General features: G+C 39.0%; 13 protein-coding genes. 9 read left to right on the forward strand and 4 right to left on the reverse strand.

The features are described 5' to 3' along the window. Nucleotides 1-7 precede the first annotated feature (7 nt). From galB to BCY91_RS10615, 9 genes are all read left to right on the forward strand, one after another. The gene (gene galB / locus BCY91_RS10575) at nucleotides 8-2,458 is read left to right on the forward strand and encodes a beta-galactosidase GalB (protein WP_120181934.1); all 2,451 of its coding nucleotides are present in this window, start codon (nucleotides 8-10) and stop codon (nucleotides 2,456-2,458) included. 142 nt (nucleotides 2,459-2,600) lie between these two features. Continuing rightward, on the forward strand, nucleotides 2,601-2,792 hold the full coding sequence (locus BCY91_RS10580) for a cold-shock protein (protein WP_120182250.1): 192 nt from the start codon (nucleotides 2,601-2,603) through the stop codon (nucleotides 2,790-2,792). A 186-nt stretch (nucleotides 2,793-2,978) separates the two neighbouring features. Further along, the gene (locus tag BCY91_RS10585) at nucleotides 2,979-5,606 is read left to right on the forward strand and encodes an AsmA-like C-terminal region-containing protein (protein ID WP_120181935.1); all 2,628 of its coding nucleotides are present in this window, start codon (nucleotides 2,979-2,981) and stop codon (nucleotides 5,604-5,606) included. Nucleotides 5,607-5,792: 186 nt separating this feature from the next. Continuing rightward, entirely contained in the window at nucleotides 5,793-6,572 is a 780-nt protein-coding gene (locus BCY91_RS10590) for a polysaccharide biosynthesis/export family protein (RefSeq protein ID WP_120181936.1), read from the forward strand. Nucleotides 6,573-6,580: 8 nt separating this feature from the next. Then, a complete protein-coding gene (locus BCY91_RS10595) occupies nucleotides 6,581-8,944 on the forward strand; it encodes a GumC family protein (protein ID WP_120181937.1) in 2,364 nt (787 codons plus the stop codon). Between the two features lie 104 nt (nucleotides 8,945-9,048). Beyond that, on the forward strand, nucleotides 9,049-9,939 hold the full coding sequence (locus BCY91_RS10600; protein WP_120181938.1) for a glycosyltransferase family 8 protein: 891 nt from the start codon (nucleotides 9,049-9,051) through the stop codon (nucleotides 9,937-9,939). A 37-nt stretch (nucleotides 9,940-9,976) separates the two neighbouring features. Further along, nucleotides 9,977-11,194 carry a hypothetical protein gene (locus tag BCY91_RS10605; RefSeq protein WP_147387935.1) on the forward strand — a complete coding sequence of 406 codons (1,218 nt, stop codon included), beginning with the start codon at nucleotides 9,977-9,979 and terminating at the stop codon, nucleotides 11,192-11,194. A 112-nt stretch (nucleotides 11,195-11,306) separates the two neighbouring features. Beyond that, nucleotides 11,307-12,752 carry an oligosaccharide flippase family protein gene (locus BCY91_RS10610; protein ID WP_120181940.1) on the forward strand — a complete coding sequence of 482 codons (1,446 nt, stop codon included), beginning with the start codon at nucleotides 11,307-11,309 and terminating at the stop codon, nucleotides 12,750-12,752. 29 nt (nucleotides 12,753-12,781) lie between these two features. Beyond that, nucleotides 12,782-13,678 carry a glycosyltransferase family 2 protein gene (locus BCY91_RS10615; protein WP_120181941.1) on the forward strand — a complete coding sequence of 299 codons (897 nt, stop codon included), beginning with the start codon at nucleotides 12,782-12,784 and terminating at the stop codon, nucleotides 13,676-13,678. A gap of 126 nt (nucleotides 13,679-13,804) precedes the next feature. Here the strand turns inward: BCY91_RS10615 and BCY91_RS10620 are convergent, their stop codons facing one another. From BCY91_RS10620 to pssD, 4 genes are read right to left on the reverse strand one after another with little or no spacing between them, the layout of a single operon-like run. Continuing rightward, nucleotides 13,805-14,647 (reverse strand): aldo/keto reductase, encoded by an 843-nt coding sequence (locus BCY91_RS10620; protein WP_120181942.1) that lies wholly within the window; start codon nucleotides 14,645-14,647, stop codon nucleotides 13,805-13,807. Then, nucleotides 14,647-16,284, reverse strand: coding sequence for a GMC oxidoreductase (locus BCY91_RS10625; RefSeq protein WP_120181943.1), 1,638 nt, complete (start codon nucleotides 16,282-16,284; stop codon nucleotides 14,647-14,649). Before BCY91_RS10625 ends, BCY91_RS10620 begins: the two co-directional genes overlap by 1 nt. Before the next feature lie 52 nt (nucleotides 16,285-16,336). Continuing rightward, nucleotides 16,337-16,816 (reverse strand): PssE/Cps14G family polysaccharide biosynthesis glycosyltransferase, encoded by a 480-nt coding sequence (gene pssE, locus BCY91_RS10630; protein ID WP_120181944.1) that lies wholly within the window; start codon nucleotides 16,814-16,816, stop codon nucleotides 16,337-16,339. Further along, entirely contained in the window at nucleotides 16,816-17,292 is a 477-nt protein-coding gene (pssD, locus tag BCY91_RS10635; RefSeq protein ID WP_120181945.1) for a PssD/Cps14F family polysaccharide biosynthesis glycosyltransferase, read from the reverse strand. Before pssD ends, pssE begins: the two co-directional genes overlap by 1 nt. Nucleotides 17,293-17,309: the final 17 nt, after the last annotated feature.

Here is a 17,309-nt window from a genome sequence, read left to right on the forward strand (position 1 = left end):
ATAAATTATGATGCGACTCCCCTACTTTATTTTGGCAATTTTATTTTGCCTTTCTACCAGCTTAAACGCACAGCAAAGAACAGAGAAACTGCTTACCGCCGGCTGGAAATTTTCTAAAGGCGAAACTGTTAACGCAGCTTCCGCCGATTTTAACGATAAATCTTGGGAAAGCATTTCGGTGCCCCATGATTGGGCAATTAAAGGCCCTTTTGGGCGCGATAACGACTTGCAAACAACTCGTATTGTACAAAACGGCGAAAAAGTAGCCTCAGAAAAAACCGGTAGAACTGGTGGCTTGCCTTACATTGGCATCGGCTGGTACCGTATCCATTTGCCTTTGCAAAAGTTAGGCGCTAAAGAACGGGTATTTTTGAAATTCGACGGTGCGATGAGCAATGCCGAAGTTTATGTCAACGGAAAAAAAGCCACCAACTGGCCCTATGGCTACAACGCTTTTCATACCGAAATTACGAATTTATTACGTGCTGACGCCCCCAACGTTTTGGCCGTTAGGCTCGAGAACAAAAGCGAATCATCTCGCTGGTATCCAGGCGCGGGCATTTACAGAAACGTTCATTTAATTATTACCGAAAATGTACACGTGCCAATTTGGGGAACTTACATTACCACTCCGTCTGTAATGCCACATCTGGCGAGTGTTCGTGTGCAAACCAAAATTGACGGAATTGCTGACGACAAATCCGAAATTAAGCTGGAAACAGAGATTTACAACGACAAAGGTGAAATTGTAGCTTCGCGAACTACAAAAGGAGGCATCTCTATGGCTTCTTCCGATCAGCACTTTCTGGTAAAACAACCGAAATTATGGTCGCCAGAAACGCCTAATTTATATAAAGCTGTTTCTAAGGTTTATGAAAACAATAAGCTAAAAGATGTATATGAAACCCGTTTTGGAATCAGAAAAATAAGTTTTGATGGCGAAAGCGGATTTACCCTTAATGGCGTAAAACGCAAGTTCCAGGGCGTTTGTAACCATCACGATTTAGGTCCTTTAGGCGCCGCTATAAATGAGGCGGCCTTGCGCAGACGCTTGCTTATCTTAAAAGATATGGGTGCCGATGCCATAAGAACGGCACATAACATGCCCTCGCCCGAGCTGGTAAAATTAAGCGATGAACTGGGCATTATGCTTATTGTTGAATCTTTTGACGAATGGAAAGCGCCAAAAATGAAAAACGGTTACCACAATTATTTTGACCAATGGGTAGAGAAAGATTTGATTAACATGATTCATGCAAACCGCAACTCCCCTTCTGTAGTGCTTTGGAGCATTGGCAACGAAGTTCCGGATCAGGGCAGTGCAAACGGCGTTAAGCTTGCCGCGTGGATGCAAGACATTTGCCACCGCGAAGACCCAACACGTTTAGTTACCGTTGGTATGGACCGTATAGATGCTGTACTAAAGAATGGTTTTGCAGCGGTTTTAGATTTACCCGGCTTCAACTATAAGCCATCGCGCTATAAAGAAGCATACGAAAAACTACCTCAGGGTTTTATTTTAGGCTCAGAAACGGCATCAACTGTAAGCTCTAGAGGTATTTATAAATTCCCGATAAAAACAGGTGCAGACATTACCTATCCGGATAACCAAAGTTCATCATACGATATGGAGCACTGCCCATGGTCGCAAACGCCAGATGATGAGTTTTTGGCACAAGATGATTTAGAATACACCATTGGCGAATTTGTGTGGACAGGTTTTGATTATTTAGGAGAACCTGCGCCTTATGAATCTAGCTGGCCGTCACACAGTTCTTACTTCGGAATTGTAGATTTGGCAGGCATCCCCAAAGACCGTTATTATTTATACCGCTCGCGCTGGAACACCCAAGAGAAAACCCTCCATTTACTACCGCATTGGACTTGGCCAGGGCGCGAAGGTGAAACCACGCCAGTATATTGCTATACGAATTATCCGGCGGCAGAACTTTTTGTTAACGGAAAAAGCATGGGGATCCGCAAAAAAGACGATACCAACAAATTTACCCGCAACCGCTTAATGTGGAACGATGTAAAGTACGAACCTGGCACCATAAAAGTGATTGGCTTAGACGAAAACGGGAAAGCTGTAGCAGAACAAAGCATCAGCACAGCCGGAAAGCCATATCAGATTAACCTAAGCGTTGACCGTAAAACCATTAAAGCCGACGGGAAAGATTTAGCTTTTGTTACCGCAACAGTGGTAGATGCTAAAGGAAATGTTTGCCCAACCGCAACTGATGAATTGCTTGCTAAAACCAGCGGAAATATCAAGTTTAAAACTATTGCTAACGGAGACCCTACTAATCTGCAACTTTTTCACCAACCGCGCATGCACGCATTTAGCGGTAAACTGGTGATAACTTTAGAAGCTACAAATATAGCCGGCGGAGGCGAACTAATAGTAAGCGCCAAAGGTTTAAAAAGCGGAAAAATTAAAATAAATACAGAAAAATAAAACGCATGTTAAAGTAGCGCGAGGCCTAGATATAAGCTGGTTGAAAAATGATCCGCATAAACATTTGATTCTCAATCAAAATAAAATGACGTTGATTATTCAACTTATTTATATACATTTGGTAAATAATAATTACAACATAATGAATAATGGAACAGTAAAGTTCTTTAATTCTACCAAAGGTTTTGGTTTTATTAAAGAAGAAGGAACAAACAAAGAATACTTTGTTCACGTTTCTGGTCTGGTTGATGAAATCAGAGAAAATGACGAAGTTACTTTCGACCTACAAGACGGAAGAAAAGGACTAAATGCAGTTAATGTTAAACTTGCCTAAGCAGGTATCATCATAAATCACATTAAAGTCATCAAGCCATCGCTTTAGCAGCGATGGCTTTTTTGTTTATAACCCTTTTAATATTAATCCGCTTGTTTTAACCATTTTTAACATCGCTTAAAAAACACACCGCTTTAAACCTTTGCGAAAAAACCGCAACTTTGTACGCTCATCAATCAAAAAAATATGAACAAAAAAATCGTTTTCGGCATTTTAGGTGGCTTTATGCTGCTAATTATTGCGCTTGCTTGCGTGCCATTTATTTTTAAAGATAAAATTGTTGCCGGTATAAAAACTGCAATTAATAAAAACGTTAACGCAAAAGTTGATTTTAAAGATGTTGATGTAAGCTTACTTTCTAGTTTCCCCAACCTGGGCCTGCAGCTAAATGATTTGGTAGTTGTGGGTTTAGATAGTTTTGCCAACGATACGCTGGCCAATATCAAAAAACTGGAACTCAACCTAAATTTGATGAGCGTTATCAAAGGCGAAAGCTATCAAATCAACTCCATAAATCTGATTAACCCAAATATTTACGCCAAAGTTTTAAAAAGCGGGCGCGCAAACTGGGACATTATGAAAACCGACAGCGCAGCAACAAGCACACCCGATACCGCCCAAACCAAATTTAAAGCAAGCCTGCAACGTTACAGCATTAAAGACGGACATATTATTTATGATGATGCTTCGCTCGGTTTTTTAATGGATTTAAAAGATGTAAACCATAGTGGCACCGGCGATTTCACTCAAGATTTGTTCACGCTAAAAACCGAATCGGACGTAAAGCATGTGACCATGAAATATGGCGCCATCCCCTATCTTAATGATGTGCAGTTAAGCGCTGATCTGCCCATCGATATGGATTTGAAAAACATGAAGTTCAGTTTCGGAAACAATCAAATCCATTTAAATGAGCTGGTTTTAGGTGTAATAGGAAGCATTGCAATGCCTAACGATTCGGACATTGCAATGGACTTAAAATTTGATGCAAAACAGTCTGATCTTAAAAATTTTCTCTCGCTTATTCCGTCGGTTTATGCCAGCAATTTTAAAGATTTAGATGCCAGCGGAAAATTTGCGTTCAACGGTTTTGCTAAAGGCACCTACAACGAAAAATCGCTCCCGGCCTTTGATGTAAACCTGAGCATCCAAAACGGAAAAATGAAATACACAGGCTTACCCGCCGCAGTAAACAATATTCAAGTTAAAGCAAACATCAGCAATCCAGACGGCGTGATGGACCACACGGTAGTTAACGTCCCCGCTTTCAGTTTGGCCTTTGATAAGGCTCCGGTTAACGGCCGTTTGCTGGTAAAAACACCAATAAGCGACCCATATATTGACATGGCTTTAAAAGGGAAACTCGATTTAAAACAGCTGACCACCATTTTCCCGATGAAAGACATGACCTTAAGCGGGATGATTGATGCCGATGTGCAGGCGAAAGGTAATAAATCTGCGGTTGATAAGCAGCAATTCCAAAACTTTTATGCGGCCGGCCAAATGCTAGCACATCACTTTGTTTATACTGGCGAAAGCGTGGCTAAACCCGTTGAAATTGCAAGCGCTAAATTAACTTTTAGCCCTAAAAACATCACTTTGGGCAATTTAAACGCAAAAATCGGCAAAAGCGATTTTCTCGCTAACGGGAGCATCAACAATTACTTGGCCTACCTGTTCAACAAAAACCAGGCGTTAAGTGGCACCTTTAGTTTAACTTCCAATTTATTGGATATTAACGAATTGATGGGACCAGAAAACAAAACGGAGGCAAAAACTGCCGAGAGCGAACTCAGCTTAATTAAAGTGCCGGCAAATATTAACTTTTTGGCCAGTGTTGATGCCAAACGCGTATTGTACGATAGCTTCGACATTGCCAACGCAAAAGGCGCTTTGCTGGTAAAAGATGAAAGCGTTTATTTTAAAGATTTGGGCCTGCAAATGCTGGGCGGCGCGGTAAAAATGAACGGAATGTACACTACCAAAAACCCGAAAAAGCCTTTTGTTGACATTGATTTTGGTTTAGAAAAGATGAACATCCAAAAAGCGTTTAGCGCGGTTAACACCATTAAATTATTGGCTCCGGTGGCCAAATACACAAATGGCGTGTTTAGCACTAAGCTCAAATTCAGCTCGGAACTGCAACAGAATATGATGCCAGTTTATTCTAGCATTAATGCCTCTGGTTTGGCTAATATTATTGAAGCTGTGGTTGAAGGTTTTGAGCCTTTAAACAAACTGGCCGCCGGTTTAAGCAACGGCAACATCCGCAAGCTAGAATTGCACGATTTGCTCACCAAGTTTAACATTACAGACGGCAGGTTAAATGTAGCGCCTTTCAATATAAAAAAAGGAGATATTTTAATGAATGTGCAGGGTTCCAACGGTTTGGACCAAAGCTTAGATTATGTGCTTGGAATTAACATGCCACGCTCATTATTAGGCAAAGCCAATGATAAAGCAAATAGCCTTATTGCCAGCCTCAACAGCAAAATTGGCAGCAATGTATCTGTAAATGAAAACGTAAAAATTAATGCTTTGCTTGGCGGAACCATCACAAAACCTACCCTTAAATTAGATTTAGCCGGAGACCTAAAAAATGAAGCCAAAAGTGTAGTTAATCAATTAGTTGCCGATAAAAAAGCCGAACTGGAAACAAAAGCCAAAGAAGAAGTGCAGAAATTAACCGACCAAGCCAAAGAGCAACTTCAACAAAAAGCAGATACATTAAAAAAACAAACAGAGCAGCGCATTAAACAAGAGGTAAAAAACAAGCTTAACAACTTTTTTAAACAGAAAAAAGATACGCTTTAACTATTTTGACACCCTACGGCGGCTGTTAAGCCCGCCGTAGATGTGATTTTTGGAAAACAAAAAAACCTTATAGGCGTATAAACGTTTCAAAAGAAACACGGTTTAAGGATAAAATAAGGGCTTTTTATATTTCCGAGTTTAACGTAATTAGCTATCTTTAATGCCGATAATAGGTGCGTTTACGCTATGAATAAAAGTTATATTTTTATATTTTCTCTGTTAATAGTTGTTATCAGTTCCTGCGGTTCTTATAAGGATATCCCCTATTATCAGGACCTTAAGAGCAGTAAACCTGTAGAAGAGCCCATTACCAATTACGCTCCTTTAACTATACAACCCGGTGATATTTTAGGAATTAATGTGAACAGTAGAAATCCCGAATCATCTGCTATTTTTAATTATAACCTAAACCGGATAAACGGAAATAATTTTGATAATTCTTCGGATAATCCCGTGACGGGGTATTTAGTTAACGACAAAGGAGAAATTGACCTTCCCCTTCTTGGTGTTTTAAAAGTTACAGGGCTTACAACAACCCAACTCACAGAGAAAATGAGGCCTTTACTACTCAATTTTTATAAAGACCCCACTGTAAGTGTACGCATCATTAATTTTAAAGTAGCCGTTTACGGCGATGTGCAAAAGCCAGACGTATATACTTTCCAGAACGAGCGCACCACGATAACCCAAGCGCTTACCATGGCAGGCGACTTAAACGTTACCGCCAAACGTAAAAACATTATTTTGATAAGAGAGATCAATGGCGTGCGTAAATACCTGCCAATTGATTTGACCTCGAAAAAAATATTTGAATCGCCGTATTATTACTTAAAAAACAACGATGAAATTTATGTGACGCCAGGTCGTACAAAATACGCGCAGGTAGATATCGGTTACCGCAATGCCACATTAATTCTATCGGCCTTGTCTATTATTGCCATAACCTTTTCAACGCTATATCGGTAGTTAATTGTATGGTTAAACAGCAGCCCCACATTACCACTTTAATTATTCCGGAGGAAAAAAAACCACCGCTGAATATCAAAGTTATTGTAGGAAAATACCTTTACCATTGGCCTTTATTTGTGCTGTGCCTGTTATTTACACTTTCTGCGGCGCTTGTTTATTTGAAATTGACCAAGCCAACCTACGAGATAAACGCTACATTAATTATTAAAGACGAAAAAAAAGCTCCAGAACAACAATCGGCGCTAAGCGAAATTGATTTGGTAAACTCTTCAAAGCTTATCGAAAATGAAATTGAAGTTTTAAAATCTAACCGCCTTATTAGCAATGTTGTTGAAAAGCTAAATCTTGAAATAATTTATCAACAAAAAGAAGGACTAAACACCCAAGACCTTTACAAAACCGGCCCGGTAAAGCTAGTGATGTTTAACCCAACGCTTCCTAACCAAAAACAGGTTCGCAAAGCCGAAAAAAAGATAATTACCATTGTTATAAAAGACAAAAACAGCTTTTTTTTACAGGGTGCCGATAAAAAGCTGAAGGAATATTCTTTCAACACTTTTTTAAATAATAGCTGGGGCACATGGAAATTGGAGCCTACAGATTTTTTGCCAGAGTACAAGGGCGCTACTATACAAATTACTTCTTTGGATCCCGAAAAAGTAGCCTTACAATATCAAAAAGCCATAGAAATTTCTATCCCCAACAAATTGGCTACAGCGGTTTCTTTAACACTTGAGGACCCGATAGCACAGCGCGGAAAAGATATTTTGAATCAGCTTATTGCGGAATACAACCGCCTAAGCATTTACGAAAACGAGAAAAAAGCCAAAACTACGCTCGCATTTTTAGATAATCGTTTAGACTCACTAACGGCAGAACTTAACATTGCAGAGCAAGGTATTGAAGGCTTTAAAAGCAGCCGCGGTATTACCGATATTGATGTGGAGTCAAAGATAAATTTGGAAGATATACAGCAAATTGAACGCAGTTTAAATGAGGTTGACGTAAAGCTGAGCATCATAAAAGATATTGAAGATTATATCAACTCGTCTAAATTGGGTCACGCGCCGGCAACAATTGGTATTACGGACCCCGCTTTAAACAATTTGGTAGAAAACCTCTCGAGGTTACAGTTACAGCGAGAAAAACTACTGGCCGTGTCGCCAGAGACAAACCCCGATTTTGATGCCATTGACCGCCAGATAGCAACCACTAAAACCGCTATTAGAGGAATTGTAACAAACATAAAAGCATCGTTGTTAAGCACTCGTGCTAAACTTCAATCATACAACAACAGTTTAGTAGCTTCGGTTAAAAACATCCCTTCGCAAGAACGCCAGCTAGAGAGTATAAAAAGGCAACAAATGGTTAAAGAAGGCCTTTACACCTATTTATTGCAAAAAAGAGAAGAAATTGCCACCAACTACTCGACACTTTTAACACCCGACCGCGTTGTTGACCAGGCTTACGCCAGCACACCAAAAGATAAAAAATTGGTAGCTATCGCCTTAGCTATGGTTTTAGGTTTGGGCTTACCTTTCACAATCATTTTCTTAAGAAACACCTTAAACGAAACGGTAACAGATATAAACGAAATTAAGGATGTTTTAGAAACACCCATTATAGGCGAAATATCGTTTGCAAAATCGCAAGATATCATCCCGCTAAAAAGCATCAAACCAAGCATCACCAGCGAGCAGTTAAGGATACTGCGCACCAATCTTTACCATCTTTATGGGCATAAAAAAACCGGTAAAGTAACGCTGGTTACCTCAAGCGTGCCTAATGAAGGCAAAAGCTTTATAAGCAATAACCTTGCTTTGGCGCTTTGCCATATCGGAAGAAAAACCATCATCCTAAAAACAGACCTGCGCAAATCATCGCCTAAAGATGTGCTAAACAAAAACGGACTGGGTATTACAGACTTTTTAAACGGAAAGGCTATTTTACAAGAAATCATAAATCCGTCGGCGCTTAACGCCAACCTGCATGTCATTAACAGCGGCACCCAAGCAGATAACCCAACGGAGTTGTTGGATAGCGAGAAACTAGCAGGCCTAATTAATGCACTACAAGGCATTTATGACGATATTGTTATTGATGGCCCATCAGCACATTTGGTTCCGGATGCCCAAATTTTAGCGCGTTATACAGATGCAACGTTGTATATTATTAGGCAAGGTTATACCGAAAAAACAGAATTAAGTTTTATTAAAGAGCTTTTTGATGCGGAACAGCTACCTAACCCTCAGCTTATTTTTAATGGCATCCAGAAAGCGAAATATGGGCACGGGTACAATTATAAATACGGGTATTATGGTAAGCCCGGCGGACAAACCATTTTTACAGATTTTTGGAAGCGGTTTTAAAAAAACATAATTAATCTTTTGAAACCGTCCTAATATTTTAACAATCAACTAAATAGAGCCTTGCAACTGGGAAACATTTTTAGCAAAAAACAGTAAAACAAACTATGGAAAATAACTTGCTAAATATCTTTTTTGTTTTGGATAAAAATTACATAGTTCCGTTTACCGTAACGCTAACTTCCATTTTAGAAAACAATAAAGACCTTGAAATACAAGCTTTTGTATTGCACGAGCTTGGCCACAATGACACATTAGAGCTTGCGTGTAAATTTTTTAAAGATAAATACAACATAGAAATAGCTTCCATAAGTTTCGAGGATAAATATTTTAATGATTTCCATATTGCGGAACATATTACCAAAGCCGGTTATTTTAAATTACTGTTAGGGCAGATGATTCCCGAAAGTGTAAGCTGCGGTTTGTATATAGATTGCGATATAGCGGTTACAGGATCTTTAAAAGAGTTTTGTACGCTTGATTTTTACGACGATGCTAAAGGTGAAGAAACCCCTTTATGCGCCGTAACAGACGTAAGAGCAACAAAAGAAATTACCAGACTGAACAAAGCGGGCGCAAACTTGGTCAGTTATTTTAATACAGGCGTTTTTTTTGCAAATCTAAAAAAGTGGAGGGCAGATAACGCAGCAGAAAAAATGATTGCGATAGGTCAACAATACGACAAAAACCTAGTTTACGTTGACCAAGACGTGATGAACGTTTACTTTAAAACCAACTATAAAGAGCTTAACGACAAATACAACGCAGACGCCGCGGTAAAACACGTCCAGCTTCCGGTAATTTTACACTACCACGGCATTTCTAAACCTTGGCACTTTGTGGATAACAGCCCATACAAACACATTTATCGGAAATATCTAAAAATGACGCCCTTTAAAAACGTAAAGCAACAAGGAATAAGTTTAGAAAATTTCGCAAGAAAATACGTGCGGTGGTTTAGGCAAAAACTAAATCCCGTGCCCGATTATACCATTTGACACCACTTAGTCCCCGGTTTAAACATTATTTTTTTAAATGATTGGCAAATCCGATTTTTTAGCTAAAGGGGTGATATTCATCATCATCGTCATTTTCCTCCAGTTTTTCTCGTACACCGGAATAAGCGACGATTCTAAAGTATTAGCGGCTGCAATTTTCGGATGCGGAATGCTGATGATGGCCATGTCGATATTTACTATTTTGTTTAAAAGTGGCTACGTGTTTTACCAGCTGGACCAAATGGTGTTTATTTTTATGGCAGTGGTAATTTGTAGTTTTTTTACCGCATACATTTATTGGGGGCAACCTTTGGGTACGTCGCTCCTATCCTACCGGCTGTTTTATATCTATTTTTTGTATTTTCTGCTGATATTTTTCGACCTATCACAAAAACAGGTGGAAAGTCTTATACAGTTTATCTTCTTTCTAACGCTAATTATTTTTGCCATCGGTTATTTTACTTTCCCCAATCCGATTTTCACCATGCGTAGCGAAGAAAGACGTAACGGGATTACCATTTTTTTTGACGGACAAGGCTTCACCTTTTTAGGTGCTTTTTACTATCTGCAAAAATATTTTAAAGATTTTAAGCTTTATCACTTGCTCTTGTTTGCCGTGGGTGGTGCGTTTTTGTTTTTTTTAACCCAAGCCCGCATGATGCTGGCCGGCGTTTGTTTGGGCGCCATGCTTATTTTGCTGTTAAGTCAGCTACGCTACCGCTATGCTTACGCGATTGCAGGCGTTTCTTTTGCTGCAATATTTTACCTTACATCGGGCGTTTTTAAAGGAATTAAGGAACAAAATGCCGAGCAATCCGAGTTTGCATCAGAAGATATTCGCGTGCAGGCTTATAACTTTTATTTGAACGATTTGCAGGGAGGTTTACCCACCCTAATTTTTGGAAACGGTTATCCTGCTAAAGGAAGCAAGCTGGAAACTATCACCTATTATGGGCAAGATAGAGGGTTTTACACGTCTGATATTGGCCTTACCGGGCTATTTAGCTTTTTTGGAATTTTAGGTGCCGGTATATGGGTCATGTTTTTTTATAGGGCGTTTAGTATGCAAAATGCCACAAATTTCAATTACGTTAAGGCTTATTTTTTAATGCTTTTTATTACGGCATTTACCGGATATGCCATCTTTGACCCCGGCTATATGCCTTCAACTGTTTTAGCACTGTACTTAATCAGGTGTAATTACAAAGAAACGATGCTCGTTAACCGTGTTGGAAGTTTTTTAAGAAAACAATAATAATTATAAACCGTATAAATTGATGTTGTGATTGTTGCAAAACGGCGTGCAAATACTAGAGTGAACATCGTAAAAGCTTTCAAAACAACAGATCTATCATCATAGCATTTTTATGATTGTTGCACTAAAAAGAATTATAACAGAAAACACTTTTTTCAAAAATTTCTCTGTACTTACGCTCTCGAGCGTTTTAACCCAGTTTTTAGGGATGATAATCGGGATTAAAATCGCCAGGGTTTTAAGTCCGTATAATTTTGGCGTTTACAACCTACTTCAGTTGCACGTTACCATATTTTCTGTGGTAGCCACCTTGGGTATCAGTCGCATTATTATCCGCAATATTGCCAGAGATAAGCTTAACGTTAACAGCCTCCTTAAAAGCTCATTGTTGCTACGCTTAGCGGGAACCTTGTTTGCAGTGGCAATTTTTGCTGCGTATTATTATTTTTTTCGTTCGTATGATGTTTTGTTATTTGCGCTGGTCATTTCTTCTATTATAATGACGGTAAGTTTTGACCATTTCAATAGCTTGGCTTTCGGGCTAGAGAAGATGGAATTTTCTGGTTTTGCAAATCTGACAAGTACAGTAATCTGGCTTATCGCGATATTTTTAATTCCGGATAGGCAACTAAGTTTAAACTTCGTTTTTCTGCTATTTGCCCTGTTCAACATCGTGAAAGTGCTATTGTTTCTAGTAGTCATCAGAACAAAAACACCCTATAAAGCTACCTTCTCTAACACCAATAAATCTGCAGACACCGCGTTTTCACTCGGTAAAGAAAGTTTGCCTTTCTATTATCTGGACCTTTTTTCTTTGCTAAGTATGCAAATCCCGATTTTATTTTTAGAGTACCGGTCCGGGACAGAACAAATCGGCTACTTCAACATCGCCAGTAAAGTTCTACTGCCAATTAGCATCGTGGTAAACACCGCGTTATCTGCAATATTTCCAATTTTAGCGCGGTTGTACGAGCGCGACTTCGACCGTTTTGTAGGTATCTTTAAAACCATGTGCATAGCCATAAGTTTAATTGGCATTGCCGGAGCCTTTGGTGCAACGCTTTTTCGTAAAGAGATTGTGGTGCTACTGTATGGCGAAAAATATATCAGCTCTAGCTTGGTGCTAAGTTACCAATGCTGGTACATTGCCGTGTTTTCGGTAGTATGCCTGTTTGGCACCGTTTTGGGCGCTATCAATAGGCAAAAGCAATTGGGTTATCTTTCTTTTGTTTGTACTTTAATAGGCGTTCCTTTATTATGGTATGGTTCGCAGTTTGGTGCGCAATACCTTTCCGCTGCGTTTATTGTTTCTACCGGCATTAACCTAATTTTACACTTTTTTGTAGTAGACAAATACGTAGAGCAAAAAATTTCGCTCCTATTTTACCTTAAAATCTCTGCATTACTTGTTGTTGCCTATTTTTTATCTATGCAAATACCAGAAAGCATTAATTTAACGATGAAAATTATCTTTTTTTTAGTGGGCTCTTTAATCGCAGGCTTATTTATTTATAAAAAGTATTACGCTCAAATAAAAGCCAATTTCAAGACCAAATAGTTCGTCCAAAAAAAAGCCGTTTAAATAGTATGATGAAGAACGTAAGTGTTATAATTCCAACCTACAACAGAGAAAAATTGCTTCCAAGAGCAATTGAAAGCGTTTTATCTCAGGATTTTACCGGGGAAATTGAAATCGTAATAGCAGACGACGGTTCTACTGACGATACCCTAAAAATTGCACGTGCTTACGGCAATACGGTGAAAATTGTAGCTAAACCAGCTGACTGCAAAACACAAGGCCCGTCTAGCACCCGAAATAGAGGAATAAAAGCGGCAACCCAGCCGTATATATTGTTTTTAGATTCTGATGATTATTTTTTTCCTGGCCATATTAAAAAAATGGCGGAAGCGATAGAGGAAAATGCGGATTACGGCTACATTTTTTGCAGAATTTTGGAAATTAACGAGGCTACTGCAGCTCCCACGTTTAGGCTTTGGTCAAAAGAAAAAATTACGCAAAGGGAAGTTGCGAACTTAAATATCGCTTCGCATAACGTGGCACAAACCAATGGCTTTATTTTTAAAAAAGAAGTTTTTGACAAGGTTGGGGTGTTTCACGAAGACATTTACCACGGCGAGGATATTGATCTTTGGATGCGGGTGAGCGAGTTTTATAAAGGTAATTTCTCTGATCATTACGGTGCAGCACTGCGGAGAAACGGAGCCGACCAACTTACCGCAGATTCAAAAGAAAGCTTACTTAAAATACAGCAAAAGGTTTTCAGAAATGCTTTAAAAAGGTATTTCAGGTTGAGATTGAACAACCCTTACCGTTTAGCAAAGCTTTTATACATCAATTTATATTACGTGGTTATCCAATTACCGCTTTGTAAACAGGTTTTTTTATGGTGGTATGAAAGGAAAAACAAAAAAGCCGATCTCGCGCAGGAGTGGTATCCATTGTCTTATTTTATAAAAGATTAGATGCTAATAGGCCACAAAGAAAAAAACTTAGAGCCTTGGTGCCTTAGTGGCTAATTATTGTGATACCACAAAGACACAAAGACGCAAAGAAAAAAACTTAGAGCTTTTGTCCCCTAGTGGCGATGTTTAAATTTCTTGGGCAATCTTTATATTCTCTTTTACGTGTGTCAAATTAAACATAGAGCATAGCACAATGCTGCTGTTAAAATCTGTCAATAAATTTTTGAGTTTTTGGTTTGCGCTTAAATTTCCGCCGCCCTTCATGGGTGAAAATATGATATTGTGTTCAGTGCCCCTGCGTTCTACTAACTTTGCATAATCAAGAGGTTCTGCTGGTTTATCAAACTGCAAAATATCGAATGTATCTAAATAACTTTGATGTAAAACCTCTTGCGTTTGCATATAAGCAATTCCAAAAGCCCTAATTTTACCTTCTTCCTTTAATTTATTTGCCATTTCATTTATTTCATCGATGTAACTTACGGTATGAAAAGGCTCATGAATAAAAAAATAGTCCAGATAATCTGTTTGTAACTCCGCTAAACTCTTCTCCAAGCTTTTCCTCATTAAATTTGCCCGCAAGGGTACAATACGGTCCAAAAACCGATCTGCAACATTCTTTGAGTTGGTAACTGTTAAAGTTTGGTTTCTGTTCTTTTTAATAAAGTTTTTGACCTCTCTGGCGATGGGTTTCAGCGGCTTCATAAAAGAGGCCTTCCAATTAGCTTCTATACCAAATTTACTGGCTAGTACTAAATTGCTCCGTTTTCCTTTTATAGCTTTGCCTACAAAACCTTCGGCATCGCCATAACCGTAAGACCGTGCTAAATCTAAATGGTTAATACCGTTATCTAATGCAAAATCTAACGCGTACTGTGCTGTTTTTTTATTGATGGACCCTAAAATTGGTGCGCAACCAAAACCCAGTACAGAAGATGCTATTCCTGGGATAAGTTCTATCTTCCTCATTATAAATAATTCGCTAATCTTACGGCAAAAGCACCTAAAAAGAAAGTGGGGTTGGCATGGCCAGAGGTTGGAAAAACCGAACTGCTGCATACATAAACATTATCTGTTCCGTAAAGCTTCAAATCTTTATTTACAACACCTTCTTCAGGGCTATCAGCAATTCTGGTAGTTCCTATCTGGTGGATACCGTCTTTAGAAACATTTTTCACCGCTTTAGAAAGTTCATCCTTCGGATACCAATAAACTACCTCTCCGCAGTTTATTTCTCTCAGGTATTTGTCAAGTTCATCATGGGCGGCAACTACAGATCTTATATCTGCATCTACCAAATCATAATGGATAATTAAAGTTTCTCCATCCTTATCCAGTTCCATCCGGTTTTGCTCAGCGGGCACTTGTTCTGCATGGAAATTGAGCGAATATTCGTTCATCGGATTATACAAAAACACCCCCGGCAGTTTCCTTTTCACTAGGTAACGCTGGTAAAATATACTTGCAGGGGTAATCACCGACATTGGCAAATCTTTCACAAAATTCCAGATGTGCTTTCCTACGGTTTTTGTTTCTCCTTTGGTAATAGAGTGCGCGATAGCAGGTGGTGCCAGCATATTTTTTAATACCGGAGTAATCATAGCCAAGTACATAAAAGACATAGCTCCATTTTTATGCTTATAATCATGATAAAGCGGATTATCAATCCACATAATGGTGTTTAACAAATCCTTTTTAAGCATAAAATCTTGGGTAAAATGGAACCTGCGACGGATGTATGTCCCGTCGGGGTTGCGCAGATAGCCATAATCTGTTTTTTTAGGATCACCATAAAATTTTACGCTGGCGATTTTACCAAAAACGTGACCTTGGTAGTACTTACCCAAAGCAGGCGGCGTGAAACCTAAATTCTTAAACAGCTTGGTATTTCTTAACAGTATCCTAGTGCTTTCCTGCGCTCCGGCCGCTAGCACAAATTTTTCGGCCTCCACATTACTTATTTCGCCGGTTTTAACGTTTCTTATGGTTAAAGACGATACTTTGCCGTTGGCGTCAGGTTCGGCAAAATCTCTAGCCTCATAACCTTCCAGCAAAGTTATGTTCTTACATTCTTCAAGCTCTTTCCGGTACCTGCTTCCAAAACGCGTAGGCATGCTCCAGCGTTCCAGCAAACTGTCTGTTACATCACCTTCTTTAAAATTCTCTGCTATCCTGCTCCCTGCAAATTGCGGAATCTTGTTAAGATTAAATACTGGTTCTCCGCACTCAAAATATCCGGCAGTGGCAGGCACATGTTTTTTTACTTCTTCAAACAGGCTAACATCCCAAGTACACTCGCCGTTAATAACCGGCCGGTCTTTTAAAAAATCAATTTCATCGTACATTACGCAACGGCCGCCCCAAGTTAAAGAAGTGCCGCCCAAGCCTTTATTCGTACATTCGTACGGGTCGTGGTGGTTTAATTTATTTTCAACAACAATAGAATCGTCTAAACTGTTTTTTACTTTTTGGCCCGGAAAACCATATTCAATCAACAAAACCGTTTTTTGCGGATTAACGCGTGCATACTCAAGCACGGTAATTATACCCGCCGGTCCGCTTCCTACTACGCAGAGGTCAAATTTTTTTCCTAAATCTTGGTTCATTTTGGTTTTTTTATTTTTTCGGCATATAAGCCGATAGCTTTAATACAATAGGTTATAAGTTTTCGATGTAGTTGATGATAAAGCCCTCTAAATCTTTTTTAGTAGAAACAAAAGGCGAAGGCGTAAATTTTCGGGCTTGTGCAAGCAAATCTGCAAAATCATCATCCTCCCGCCAAGGGATTAAATAGTTATTTCTGGCAAATTCCTCCAATATATCTACCTGATGGTCATCCACATGTTCTTTAAACTTGTGCAAGCGGGCAATCGCAATTATCTTTTTGTTCATCCGGAAACCCCTTAAAATAGAACCTACGCCGGCATGGGTAACAATAATTTCTGCCCGTTGATAAAGTTCTTCCAATTCTGTGGGGTTAATAAATGACCTTATGGTTAACAGATTAGAGTGATAAGTGGTATGCCCCGCCTGGACAATGATTTCCTCATTAATTTTACCTTTTTTTAGCGCGTTTTCGATTGCAATTAAAGGACGGCTAAACTCTATTGAAAAAGTGCCCAAGAGTACTAAAATCATTAAAATAAACCTCCTTTATAAATTGATTTCGGATAAAGTTTTTGCGCCGACTCCCATTGCACCAAAAATAAATCTGCAAAGGGATAAACCAAATTAGCTGTTTTTGCTTTGCTATTTACCCTAGCGTACGATAAAATGTAAATTATTTTTATCCCCATCAGTTTGCCTAAAACACACATGGGGAAGGCGGTATGGCTTCCGGTGGTTAAGATTACTTTAGGTTTAAACTTGATTAAAATCAAAAACGAAAGATAAAAGTTGACCAGGATATTCCAGATATACTTGTAGCCCCTGCCCATTACATCTGGACGAATATATTTAACCTTGTATTTTTCTCGGAGTGCTTTAGTGGCCTCCAGCTTTTCGGTAACCAAAAGATATTCGTATTTATTCCTAATTTCTTGAAGTTGCAATACTTCATCCAAATGGCCACCGGCCGAACTCACAATCAATACCTTTACATTTTTATCAACCATTTATCAATATTAGTAAA

It is taken from the genome of Pelobium manganitolerans (assembly GCF_003609575.1).
Taxonomy (GTDB): domain Bacteria; phylum Bacteroidota; class Bacteroidia; order Sphingobacteriales; family Sphingobacteriaceae; genus Pseudopedobacter; species Pseudopedobacter manganitolerans.